Annotated in this window: 12 protein-coding genes; 8 read left to right on the top strand and 4 right to left on the bottom strand. The window is 59.3% G+C overall.

Annotated features, from left to right (window positions below; translation table 11 throughout):
• Window positions 1-34 precede the first annotated feature (34 nt).
• From HUW52_RS00585 to HUW52_RS00565, 5 genes are all read left to right on the top strand, one after another.
• Entirely contained in the window at window positions 35-943 is a 909-nt protein-coding gene (locus HUW52_RS00585; protein ID WP_007962273.1) for a LysR substrate-binding domain-containing protein, read from the top strand.
• 332 nt (window positions 944-1,275) lie between these two features.
• Complete coding sequence (purE, locus tag HUW52_RS00580; RefSeq protein WP_007954291.1) at window positions 1,276-1,767, top strand: 5-(carboxyamino)imidazole ribonucleotide mutase; 492 nt, start codon at window positions 1,276-1,278, stop codon at window positions 1,765-1,767.
• 10 nt (window positions 1,768-1,777) lie between these two features.
• Entirely contained in the window at window positions 1,778-2,860 is a 1,083-nt protein-coding gene (locus tag HUW52_RS00575) for a 5-(carboxyamino)imidazole ribonucleotide synthase (RefSeq protein WP_007920221.1), read from the top strand.
• Window positions 2,861-2,969: 109 nt separating this feature from the next.
• Window positions 2,970-3,215 carry a GlsB/YeaQ/YmgE family stress response membrane protein gene (locus HUW52_RS00570; protein ID WP_007920223.1) on the top strand — a complete coding sequence of 82 codons (246 nt, stop codon included), beginning with the start codon at window positions 2,970-2,972 and terminating at the stop codon, window positions 3,213-3,215.
• A 93-nt stretch (window positions 3,216-3,308) separates the two neighbouring features.
• Window positions 3,309-3,845 (top strand): DUF3299 domain-containing protein, encoded by a 537-nt coding sequence (locus tag HUW52_RS00565; protein ID WP_175552703.1) that lies wholly within the window; start codon window positions 3,309-3,311, stop codon window positions 3,843-3,845.
• A gap of 123 nt (window positions 3,846-3,968) precedes the next feature.
• Here the strand turns inward: HUW52_RS00565 and HUW52_RS00560 are convergent, their stop codons facing one another.
• Together HUW52_RS00560 and HUW52_RS00555 are read right to left on the bottom strand one after the other, a co-directional pair.
• A complete protein-coding gene (locus HUW52_RS00560; RefSeq protein WP_175552702.1) occupies window positions 3,969-4,868 on the bottom strand; it encodes a D-hexose-6-phosphate mutarotase in 900 nt (299 codons plus the stop codon).
• A 58-nt stretch (window positions 4,869-4,926) separates the two neighbouring features.
• Complete coding sequence (locus HUW52_RS00555) at window positions 4,927-5,331, bottom strand: acyl-CoA thioesterase (RefSeq protein WP_003229628.1); 405 nt, start codon at window positions 5,329-5,331, stop codon at window positions 4,927-4,929.
• A 376-nt stretch (window positions 5,332-5,707) separates the two neighbouring features.
• Between HUW52_RS00555 and HUW52_RS00550 the strand changes: the two genes are divergently transcribed.
• Window positions 5,708-7,006: an MFS transporter gene (locus tag HUW52_RS00550; RefSeq protein WP_064116477.1), complete on the top strand. Its 1,299-nt coding sequence runs from the start codon at window positions 5,708-5,710 to the stop codon at window positions 7,004-7,006.
• Window positions 7,007-7,022: 16 nt separating this feature from the next.
• On the opposite strand, the gene HUW52_RS00545 is transcribed toward HUW52_RS00550, so the two are convergent.
• A complete protein-coding gene (locus HUW52_RS00545) occupies window positions 7,023-7,514 on the bottom strand; it encodes a type II toxin-antitoxin system VapC family toxin (protein WP_016985760.1) in 492 nt (163 codons plus the stop codon).
• The gene (locus HUW52_RS00540; protein ID WP_016985761.1) at window positions 7,511-8,569 is read right to left on the bottom strand and encodes a helix-turn-helix domain-containing protein; all 1,059 of its coding nucleotides are present in this window, start codon (window positions 8,567-8,569) and stop codon (window positions 7,511-7,513) included. Before HUW52_RS00540 ends, HUW52_RS00545 begins: the two co-directional genes overlap by 4 nt.
• Window positions 8,570-8,757: 188 nt before the next feature.
• Between HUW52_RS00540 and HUW52_RS00535 the strand changes: the two genes are divergently transcribed.
• Entirely contained in the window at window positions 8,758-9,759 is a 1,002-nt protein-coding gene (locus HUW52_RS00535; RefSeq protein WP_016985762.1) for a phosphate ABC transporter substrate-binding protein PstS, read from the top strand.
• 422 nt (window positions 9,760-10,181) lie between these two features.
• Entirely contained in the window at window positions 10,182-12,215 is a 2,034-nt protein-coding gene (locus HUW52_RS00530) for an ABC transporter permease subunit (protein ID WP_175555629.1), read from the top strand.
• The last annotated feature ends 2 nt before the right edge of the window (window positions 12,216-12,217 follow it).

The raw sequence follows: 12,217 nt of genomic DNA, 5'->3' as shown, positions 1-12,217 counted from the left end.
GTGACCTGTTTTGGTGCGTGTCCGGGAGGACGTGATGAATCTGGAAAGCAAATGGCTCGAGGACTTCAGTGCTCTGGCCGCCACCCGCAGCTTCTCGCAAGCAGCCGAACGGCGCTTCGTGACTCAGCCGGCGTTCAGCCGACGGATTCGTAGCCTCGAAGCGGCGCTGGGGCTGACTCTGGTCAACCGTTCGCGCACGCCGATCGAACTGACGGCGGCGGGGCAACTGTTTCTGGTCACTGCGCGCACGGTCGTCGAACAGCTCGGTGAGGTGCTGCGCCACCTTCATCATCTGGAAGGCGGGCAGGGCGAGGTGATGCAAGTCGCTGCCGCTCACTCGCTGGCACTGGGTTTCTTTCCGCGCTGGATCGCGCAACTGCGTAATGAAGGCTTGAACATCGCCACGCGGTTGGTCGCGACCAACGTCGGCGACGCGGTGCATGCCTTGCGCGAAGGTGGCTGCGATCTGATGCTGGCGTTCTATGACCCGGACGCGGCGATGCAGATGGACCCGGAGATTTTCCCTTCGTTGCATTTGGGCCAGACCGAGATGCTGCCGGTGTGCGCAGCGGATGCTGATGGCAAGCCGCTGTTCGATCTCGAAGGAGAGGCGAGCGTGCCGTTGCTGGCTTATAGCGCCGGGGCGTTTCTTGGGCGTTCGGTGAATGGCTTGTTGCGTCAGCGTCAGTTGCGCTTCACCACTATTTACGAAACCGCGATGGCTGACAGCCTGAAAAGCATGGCGCTGGAAGGCCTTGGCATTGCCTGGGTGCCGCAGTTGAGCGTGCGCGCCGAACTGGCTCGCGGCGAACTGGTGGTCTGTGGCGGCCCGCAGTGGCATGTGCCGCTGGAGATTCGTCTGTATCGCTGCGCACTGGTGCGCAAAGCCAACGTGCGTCTGCTGTGGCGCAAGCTCGAAGGCGGCGCTGCCCAAGCCTCCTGAGCGACTGCAGAGCCAATTGTGGGAGCGAGCTTGCTCGCGAAGGCGTCGTGTCAGAAACATGGATGGCGACTGACACACCGCTTTCGCGAGCAAGCTCGCTCCTACAGGGGATTTGCGGTGTTCTGTCGCTGACCTTCAGGTCAATAAAACCGGGCATTTGCGGCAGATGACAGATGGTCGCGCAGGGGGCTGTTTATTGCTTTCTTTGCGGTATACTGCGCGGCCTTCGGCCGGCACGTCCGGCCATTTTTCGTACAATCAAGCCACGCAACCTGCGTGGCTTGTTGTTTTATGACGCGCCTGCGGGCGCTCCAGAGAGAAGAGGCGCGACGATGAGTGCACTGGTTGGCGTGATCATGGGCTCCAAGTCCGATTGGTCCACCCTTAGCCACACCGCCGATATGCTGGAAAAGCTCGGCATCCCGTACGAGGTCAAAGTGGTCTCTGCCCACCGCACCCCGGATCTGCTGTTCCAGTACGCCGAAGAGGCTGAAGGCCGCGGCATCGAGGTGATTATCGCCGGTGCCGGTGGCGCAGCCCACTTGCCAGGCATGTGTGCGGCCAAGACCCACCTGCCGGTGCTGGGCGTGCCGGTGCAGTCGGCCATGCTCTCGGGCGTCGACTCGCTGCTGTCGATCGTGCAGATGCCAGCCGGTATTCCGGTTGCCACCCTGGCCATCGGCAAGGCTGGCGCGATCAACGCCGCGCTGCTCTCGGCGAGCATTCTCGGCGCCAAGCATCCACAGTTCCACGCGGTACTGAAAACCTTCCGTGCCGAGCAGACAGACAGCGTCCTGGACAATCCAGACCCACGTATTGCCTGAGGTTGTTGAGATGAAGATCGGTGTAATCGGTGGCGGCCAGTTGGGTCGCATGTTGGCTCTGGCGGGCACTCCGTTGGGCATGAACTTCGCTTTCCTCGACCCTGCGCCGGACGCTTGCGCCGCGGCGCTGGGCGAACACCTGCGGGCCGATTACGGCGATCAGGATCATCTGCGCCAACTGGCCGATGAAGTCGATCTGGTGACCTTCGAGTTCGAAAGCGTCCCGGCCGAAACCGTGGCATTCCTGTCGCAATTCGTCCCGGTCTACCCGAGCGCCGAAGCCCTGCGCATCGCTCGCGACCGCTGGTTCGAAAAGAGCATGTTCAAGGACCTGGGCATTCCGACCCCAGCCTTCGCCGACATTCAATCGCAAGCCGATCTGGATGCCGCCGTGGCTTCGATCGGTCTGCCGGCCGTGCTTAAAACCCGCACTCTGGGTTATGACGGCAAGGGCCAGAAAGTCCTGCGCAAGCCGGAAGACGTGGTTGGCACCTTCGCCGAACTGGGCAGCGTGTCCTGCCTGCTGGAAGGCTTTGTGCCGTTCACCGGTGAAGTCTCGCTGATCGCCGTGCGTGCTCGCGATGGTGAAACGAAGTTCTATCCGCTGGTACACAACACCCACGACAGCGGCATCCTCAAGCTGTCGGTGGCCAGCACCGATCACCCGTTGCAGGCGCTGGCCGAAGACTACTCGAGCCGTGTGCTCAAGCAACTCGACTACGTCGGCGTCATGGCGTTCGAGTTCTTTGAAGTCGACGGTGGCCTGAAAGCCAACGAAATCGCCCCGCGCGTGCACAACTCCGGGCACTGGACCACCGAAGGCGCCGAGTGCAGCCAGTTCGAAAACCATCTGCGTGCCGTTGCCGGCCTGCCGCTGGGTTCGACCGCCAAGGTCGGCGAGAGCGCGATGCTCAACTTCATCGGCGTGGTACCGCCGGTTGAGAAGGTCATCGCCATCGAAGATTGCCACCTGCATCACTACGGCAAAGCCTTCAAGGCCGGGCGCAAGGTCGGCCACGCCAACCTGCGCTGCGCCGACATGGCCACGCTGCAAGCGCAGATCGTCAAAGTCGAAGCGCTGATCGCCGAGTAAAACAGTTTCATGTGGCAGCGGCGGAACCATTCAGGGGCCGCCGTTCTCTCATGGCAGGATGCCAAAGTCTGACTAGGCTTCGCATATCTACTATTCAGAGGGAAATGCCATGGGAATTATCGGAACCATCTTTATCGGCTTGATCGTCGGCCTGCTGGCGCGGTTCCTGAAACCGGGCGATGACAGCATGGGCTGGATCATGACCATCCTGCTCGGTATCGGCGGTTCGCTGGCAGCCACTTACGGCGGCCAGGCTCTGGGCATCTATCACGCAGGCGAGGGCGCAGGTTTCATCGGCGCACTGGTCGGCGCCATCGTGTTGCTGGTGATCTACGGCCTGATCAAAAAGAACTGATCCAAAGCGACAAAGCCCTCTCTGCCAAAGCGGCCGGGAGGGCTAGAATGCTCGGCGATTCACTGTTCCTTCCTTTCCATACCGAGCACCTTCATGCGCCGTCTTCTGTTGACTCTCCTTTTCCTGGGCGGCGGTTTGGCCCACGCCGGCGAACTGCCGGAAACCGACTGGCTCGAACTGATGCCCAAGTCGGATCAAAAGGCCCTCGAGGCCATGCCTGAAATCGACCACAACTCCCCGGAAGCCACCGGCACCTTCACCGAGAAGGGCGGGATGAAACAGGCCAAAGGTCTGCCGGCGGTGATGTATTCGACCAAAACCGTGGCGTCAATGAACGACAAACACATCCGCATCGGTGGTTATCCGGTGCCGCTGGAGTCCGATGCCAAGGGCCGCAGCACGTTGTTCTTCCTCGTGCCGTACCCGGGCGCCTGCATCCATGTGCCGCCACCGCCGCCGAATCAACTGGTGCTGGTGCGTTATCCGAAAGGTTTGAAACTGGACGATATCTACACGCCGCTGTGGGTGACCGGCACGCTGAAAGTCGAGAAGGTCAGCAATGATCTGGCTGATGCGGCGTATGCGCTGGAAGCGGACAAAGTGCGGGTGGTGCAGGAATCAGATCTGTAGGACCTATACAAAACAATTGTGGGAGCGAGCTTGCTCGCGAATGCTGTCTCTCAGTCACATTGATGTTGACTGATACGACGCTTTCGCGAGCAAGCTCGCTCCCACAGTTTTATCGGGTGTGGCTTAAAGCGATTTGCTGGCGACGCTGACGCCCATTGTGTGGCTAGCCCCCGGCGCCAGCGTTACGATGTCATCCATCACATTCGCCGTCTCGATGCACAGCATGCGCTGCCAGCCATCGTTATCCATATCCGCCAACGCTGCCGCGCGATCAATCCACGGGTTCCAGATCACCGCCGTGCGTGAACCGGTAGCCGTCAGCACAATGCGTCGTTCCCACGCCGGGTCGACAATGCTCAGTTGTGGCGGCGCATCGAGGTAGATGCGGTCGGTCTCACCGGCAAAATGCAGGTCGCCTTGCTGACTGTTGGTTTTCCAGTCATCCAGCGTCTCGATGTAATTCAAGCCATCAACTCCATCGACGTGCACGTTGCGCACATCACTGACCGCGAAATATGTATGCAGCGCCTGGCTCAGGCTGACGGTTTCGCCGCCACGGTTATGGCTGGTCAGGCTGAAACTCAGTTGCTCGGACAAATGCAGGGTCAGGGTCAGATCGACCTGATGCGGCCAGCCCGGCAGGCCGCCTTCGGGGTAGGGCAGTTTGAACTCGACCTTGACGCCGTCAGCCTCTGATTCGATGCCGCCCAGCTCCCAATCCATTGCCCGCACCAGACCGTGCGCCGACGCCGGTTGATCGCCGGTGTACATGGCCTGCACGTTCTGCGGGTTGCGTTCGAACTTGCCGAACCACGGCCAGCACACCGGCACGCCGGCGCGAATGCTTTTGCCAGTCTTGAACTCGGCCTTGTCGTTGAGCCAGATGATCGGCGGCTGGCCATCGATCTGATAACTGAGGATGTGCGCGCCTTGCTGGGCCACCAGCACTTCGGCCTGACCGTGGCGGATGCGCCAGCAGTTCAGTTCATCCAGTTTCACCGCTTCAACGTTGGGCGTGTTCATGGGACAGCTCTCGATCAGACACTTGGGACGATTATCGACCGCAAAACGGCCGCGAGGTTTAACGCGCGCGTGGCGGAACCGAGCGAGTGCGACCGCTGCCGTCGATGGCAACGAAGACGAATACCGCTTCGGTGACTTTACGCCACTCGCTGGACAGTGGGTCGTCGCTCCACACTTCGACCATCATCTGGATCGAGCTGCGGCCGATTTCCAGGGTCTGGGTATAAAAGGACAATTGCGCGCCGACAGCGACCGGGACGAGGAAAGCCATGCGATCGATGGCAACGGTTGCCACACGGCCACCGGCGACACGGCTGGCCATCGCGGTGCCGGCCAAATCCATCTGCGCTACCAGCCAGCCGCCGAAAATATCGCCAAAGCCGTTGGTTTCGCGTGGGAGTGCGGTGATTTGCAGGGCCAGGTCGCCTTGCGGGATCGGATCTTCTTGTTCGAGCTCTATCATGCCGGGGGTGCCTCTGACCCGTGACTCTTCGTTGGTATTGCTGGTGGTAGCCGTCTTCGGGAAAAACGATTCAGCACCGAACATACTACGTTCGTCACGTTTTCCATCAGGCGCCTAAGGAGAAACTCTGCGAAACCGGCTAATCCCGAGCAAAGGCCGGGCCAACGACGTTTTCGCACAGCAACCCCCTACAAACCGGAGCAGGTTGCGAGTATATCGGTCGGTAGACTCCGCGACGACCATCCGGTTCTCATTTCGACCGTCAAATACGCGCCTCTATGTGCTTTTTCGAACAATTTGCTATGGTGCCGAACCTGCCCAAGCCACCGCCAGCGTTGTTGTGGCGGCAGATCCGACTATAAGAGAAGCCCTTGCCATGACCACAGCGCCTTCGAGCCTCGCGCAGCCCGAGCAACCCGCACGACCGTTGACCCGCAATGACTACAAGACTCTGTCGCTGTCCGCCCTTGGTGGCGCGCTGGAGTTTTACGATTTCATCATCTTCGTGTTCTTTGCCACCGTGGTCGGCAAGCTGTTCTTCCCGGCCGACATGCCCGAGTGGCTGCGCCTGATGCAGACCTTCGGCATCTTCGCCGCCGGCTACCTCGCGCGGCCGCTGGGCGGCATCGTCATGGCGCACTTCGGCGACCTGCTGGGGCGCAAGAAGATGTTCACCCTGAGCATTTTCATGATGGCCGTGCCGACCCTGATCATGGGCCTGCTGCCAACGTATGCACAGATCGGCATGTGGGCGCCGATCCTGCTGCTGGTGATGCGCGTGATTCAGGGCGCGGCGATTGGCGGGGAAGTGCCGGGCGCGTGGGTCTTCGTTTCCGAACACGTCCCGCAAAAGCACATGGGTTACGCCTGCGGCACCCTCACCAGCGGTCTGACCGCCGGCATTCTGCTTGGCTCGCTGGTCGCCACCGCGATCAACAGCATTTATACGCCAGCGGAAGTTTCCGATTACGCCTGGCGGATTCCATTCCTGCTGGGTGGTGTGTTCGGCCTGTTTTCGGTGTATCTGCGCCGCTGGCTGCACGAAACCCCGGTGTTCGCCGAACTGCAACAGCGCAAGGCGCTGGCCGAAGAAGTGCCGCTGCGTGCGGTGCTGCGCGACCATCGCGGCGCGATTGCGATCTCGATGCTGCTGACCTGGTTGCTCTCCGCTGGCATCGTCGTGGTCATTCTGATGACCCCGACCGTGCTGCAAACCGTTTATCACTTCACGCCGACCGAGTCGTTGCAATCGAACAGTCTGGCGATCGTGTTCCTGAGCATCGGCTGCATCATTTCTGGCGCACTGGCGGATCGCTTTGGTGCCGGCCGCGTATTCGTGTTCGGTTGCCTGGGCCTGCTGATCAGCTCGTGGACGTTCTATCACAGCCTCGCCGATCACCCGAACTGGCTGTTCCCGCTGTATGCGCTGACCGGTTTTCTGGTCGGCACCATTGGTGCGGTGCCGTATGTGATGGTTAAAGCGTTCCCGCCGGTGGTGCGCTTCAGCGGGTTGTCGTTCTCGTACAACGTGGCTTACGCGATCTTTGGCGGTTTGACGCCGATGGTGGTGAGTTTGCTGCTGAAAGAAAGCGCGATGGGGCCGGCCTACTATGTGGCGGTGCTGTGCGCGATGGGGATTCTGGTGGGGGCGTGGCTATGGAAGAAGGGGCGCTGATCCTGAGATTCTGCTTCTAGGGCTCTCGCCAGAGTGAGAGCCTTGTTTCACATTCTCCAGTCGGGAGTCGAGCGCCATGCTCAAGCATGTGGGTCAAGGCGTTTGCGGCATCCGACTTTTCAATTACTTGATGCTCAACCATCAGATCAAGTAACCAAAGAGCGCCGTGCACCTCCAGTCCATCTCGTTGTGCCTGGCGCCTTAACTTGCCATCTCCGGTCAGCAACGGACGTCCTGTTTCCTGTGCGAGCAGGTAACAAGACACGTCCGCCAGTGAGCTGTTGTTGTGCTCGACTTTCAGCTCAAAGAGTCTGATCACGCCAAATTCATCGAACGATTCGACACTCAGTCCTCGATCAAGCAATTCCTGGTGGGGAAAGTCTGCAAGCTCCTGCATGACAAAGTCGGTGCAGCAAAGTGTGAATGGCAATTGAAACATCTGCTCCAGTAATCCGGCGTTTCTGAAGTCAATCCAGATATTCGTATCACTGATGAAGATCAAACTCATGCATTCTCCAGTGAACCCAGGAAATTGGGGTCCAGTGCGCTAACTGGTTTGCGCAGGAGTTCGGCAGCCCGAGACTTGGTGATCAGCCCTTCTGCCAACGCCCAGAATGCTAGCGACTCAAATCTTTGTGGCGGTTTGCAAGGTAGCGGCTCAGGTTCTGATTTGCGCCAGCCGTTGGCGCTGAATTGGATAGTGAGGGATTTATAGCCACTCTCGCTGAGAAGCTTCAGATCTTTCAGGCGTCTCAGCGCGGCATGCATTGAGATCCCGTATTGACGCTTTGCAATCAGCAGTTCTCGTGGATGAACTCTGGAGCGAGGATGGCTACCGAAGTCGCCGGTGACACTTTTCGCCGGGTAAAGAAACGCGCCTGCGAATCGATGGCAACAATTTTCCTTGTCCCTCTCCGGCATATCCTCTGGTAATGCCATGACCCAGTGACCGAGTTCATGCGCGGCAGTGAACCTGATTCGTTCGCCTGGGCGATCGGCATTCAGTGCAATCAACACGTGTTCGCCGTTACCGGTGGCAGCGCAAGCGCCGTCGAAGTCGTCCGGGCCGTTTAGCATGGCGACTTTTATGCTGTGCTCCTCCAGCTGTTCGGTCAGATTGGCGATAGGGTCGCTACCAATTCCCCAGAACTGACGAAGTTGCTCTGCTGCGCGTTCGGCGTCATCGAGACAGGAAACCGGGATCATTTGTGCCGGGGTGGCGGGAGTGTGGATGTCGGCAGGATCGAAACATTCCTCAAGCGCGATGTAGCGCTCAAGGTGCTCGCGAATTTTTTCTTCCACCTGTGCCTGGCGATATTTGGGCATTCGGGCCAGCTTTCGAAACTCCAGAGGCGCCAGCGCAATGGCATCCGCACGGAAGAAGTACTCAGGACTGACCTGAAGCGCTTTGGCCAGTTGCAGCAGACGAGTTGAGTTCGGAGTGCTCAACCCCTTCTCATATTTGCTCAAGGCTTGTTTGGTTATGTCGCCAAGCTCCAGCGCCAAAGCCTCAAGAGTGAGGCCTTTTTGCAGGCGTGCGCGGCGAATACGGTCGTTTATCATGGGGTCCTCTCGTGGTTGACAAGACTATCTTTAGGTGATGATTTGTCAACCCAAGAGGAGTTTCATTTTTTTAACACGGCTCCCATGCTGGCCTTTCATCCAATTGTCATATTTCAGCCATAGAGTGTTCACACGGCCTGCTGATACTTGGCCCCGACTTAACACACCCTATCTGCTAGGAGTAAGGCATGAAACTGAAGCGTTTGATGGCGGCAATGACTTTTGTCGCTGCTGGCGTTGCGACTGCCAACGCGGTTGCCGCTGTTGACCCTGCTATCCCGAGCTACACCAAGACCACTGGTGTGTCGGGCAACCTGTCCAGCGTCGGCTCCGATACCCTGGCCAACCTCATGACCCTCTGGGCTGAGAACTACAAAAAAGAATACCCGAACGTAAACATCCAGATTCAGGCCGCTGGCTCCGCCACTGCGCCACCTGCGCTGACTGAAGGCACCTCCAACCTGGGCCCGATGAGCCGCAAGATGAAGGACACCGAACTGGCTGCTTTCGAGCAGAAGTACGGCTACAAGCCAACCGCTATCCCGGTGGCTGTGGATGCCTTGGCGGTATTCGTGCACAAGGACAACCCGATCCAGCACCTGACCATGGAACAGGTTGATGCGATCTTCTCGTCGACCCGTCTGTGCGGCGCCAAAGCCGACGTGAAAACCTGGGGCGACCTGGGCGTGACCGGCGACCTGGCCAACAAGCCAGTGCAACTGTTCGGCCGTAACTCGGTATCCGGCACCTACGGCTACTTCAAAGAAGAAGCCCTGTGCAAAGGCGACTACAAGCCAAACGTCAACGAACAACCAGGTTCGGCGTCGGTTGTGCAGTCGATCAGCTCCTCGCTGAACGGCATCGGTTACTCGGGCATCGGTTACAAGACCGCTAGCGTGAAAACCGTTGCGCTGTCGAAGAAGGGCAGCACTGAGTTCATCGAAGACAGCGAAGAAAACGCCCTGAACGGCAAATACCCGCTGTCGCGTTTCCTCTACGTTTACGTCAACAAAGCCCCGAACAAGCCTCTGGCTCCGCTGGAAGCTGAGTTCGTGAAACTGGTGCTGTCGAAGCAGGGCCAGGAAGTGGTAGTGAAAGACGGCTACATCCCACTGCCAGCCAAAGTTGCTGCAAAAGCACTGGCTGACCTGGGTCTGCAGGAAGGCGGCGCTGAAGTCGCAAAGAAGTAACAAATTGAGTCCGGGGTGAACCCCGCCGGACTCAGGTAAAAGGCCGGAACTGCTTGCAGACCGGCCTTTTCCACACCTCAAATTTTTGATCCTCTGCCAGTTCCGCTGGCGGTGGATTTGCTGCGTCACTGCATTGTCATCTTTCTGTCATACAGGATCGCTAGGGTGAGCGCATGAATGATCTGGCCAATTCCCACATGACTACTAATCCTCCCAAGCGCATTGATTTCAATACGCCTGAGCTGCAACGCAAGCGCCGCATTCGCGCGCTCAAGGATCGCTTCACCCGCTGGTACGTCCTCGTTGGCGGTCTCGCGGTGCTGGCAGCCATCACCCTGATCTTCTTCTTCCTCGCCTACGTGGTTGCGCCGCTGTTTCAGGGTGCCGACCTGACCGCGAAAGACTCGATCACCCCGGCCTGGATGCAGGACGCCGGCAAGCCGCTGATGATTTCGCTCGAAGAGCAGAATCAGGTGGCGATGCGCGTTTCCGACAAGGGCCAGGCATTGTTCTTTGACATCGACAGTGGCGCTGAACTGAAGCGCGTCGATCTGCCAGTGCCAGCCGGTGCCACCGTGACTTCCATTGGTGAAGATCAGCCGGGCCATCCGCTGGTGGCCGTGGGCTTGTCCAACGGTCAGGCGCTGGTGTTCCGTCACACCTACAAAGTCAGCTACCCCGATGGCAAGAAAACCATCAGCCCGGCCATCGAATATCCGTACGGCGAGACGCCGATCGCGTTGAACGAAGCCGGTGGTGCGCTTGAACATGTGAGTCTGAACGCCACCGACACGACACTGATGCTGGTAGGTTCGACCGGTTCGCAACTCAACGTCCTGTCGCTGACCAGCGAAGAAAACATGATGACCGGCGAAGTCACCAACGAGCAGAAGCGCATCGATCTGCCGCAGATGACTGAGCCGGTGAAAAACATCTTCGTCGACCCGCGCCAGCAGTGGCTGTACGTGGTCAACGGTCGTGCTCAGGCCGACGTCTTCAGCCTGCGCGACAAGAGCCTCAACGGTCGCTACAAACTGCTGGAAAACGCTGACGCCGAAGTCACCGCGACCACGCAACTGGTTGGTGGTATCTCGCTGATCGTCGGCGACTCCAAGGGTGGTCTGGCCCAGTGGTTCATGGCCCGCGACACCGACGGTGAGCTGCGCCTGAAGCAGATTCGTACCTTCCAGATGGGCACCACGCCGATCGTTGAAATCACCGCCGAAGAACGCCGCAAAGGCTTCCTCGCCCTCGATGCGAGCGGCAAGCTCGGCGTGTTCCACAGCACTGCGCACCGCACGCTGCTGGTAGATCAAGTGGTCGATGGTCAAGGCGTATTCGGCCTGTCGCCACGCGCCAACCGTGTCATCGTCGAAGCCGGCGGCAAGCTGCAACCGTTGCTCCTCGACAACCCGCACCCGGAAGTTTCCTGGAGCGCACTGTGGAGCAAGGTCTGGTACGAGAACTACGACGAGCCTAAATACGTCTGGCAATCGACCGCCGCCAACACCGATTTCGAACCGAAACTGAGCCTCTCGCCACTGACCTTCGGCACCCTGAAAGCCGCGTTCTACGCGATGCTGCTGGCTGCACCGCTGGCCGTTGCCGCTGCGATCTACACCGCGTACTTCATGGCCCCGGGCATGCGCCGCAAGGTCAAACCGGTGATCGAGCTGATGGAAGCGATGCCGACGGTGATCCTCGGTTTCTTCGCCGGTCTGTTCCTCGCTCCGTATGTGGAAGGGCATCTGCCGGGCATCTTCAGTCTGTTGATGTTGCTGCCGATCGGCATTTTGGTCGCCGGTTTCACCTTCAGCCGTCTGCCTGAATCGATCCGCCTGAAAGTCCCGGACGGTTGGGAAAGTGCGCTGCTGATTCCAGTGATCCTGTTTGTGGGCTGGCTGTCGCTGTACATGAGCCCGTTCATGGAGAACTGGTTCTTCGGCGGTGACATGCGCATGTGGATCTCTCACGACCTGGGCATCACCTACGACCAGCGCAACGCCTTGGTGGTGGGTCTGGCCATGGGCTTCGCGGTCATCCCGAACATCTACTCGATCGCTGAAGACGCCGTGTTCAGTGTGCCTCGCGGCCTGACCCTCGGCTCGCTGGCCCTCGGTGCCACGCCGTGGCAGACCATGACTCGCGTGGTGATCCTGACTGCCAGCCCGGGGATCTTCTCGGCGCTGATGATCGGCATGGGCCGTGCGGTCGGCGAAACCATGATCGTGCTGATGGCCACCGGTAACACCCCGGTCATGGAAATGAATCTGTTCGAAGGCCTGCGCACCCTGGCCGCCAACGTCGCGGTGGAAATGCCCGAGTCGGAAGTCGGCGGCAGCCACTACCGCGTGCTGTTCCTCTCGGCGCTGGTGTTGCTGTTGTTCACCTTCGTCATGAACACCCTGGCAGAACTGATTCGTCAGCGTCTGCGCAAGAAATACTCGTCGCTTTAAGC

Source organism: Pseudomonas sp. 43A, from assembly GCF_013363935.1.
Lineage (GTDB): Bacteria > Pseudomonadota > Gammaproteobacteria > Pseudomonadales > Pseudomonadaceae > Aquipseudomonas > Aquipseudomonas crudilactis.
This window is presented reverse-complemented; position numbering and strand designations above follow the sequence as displayed.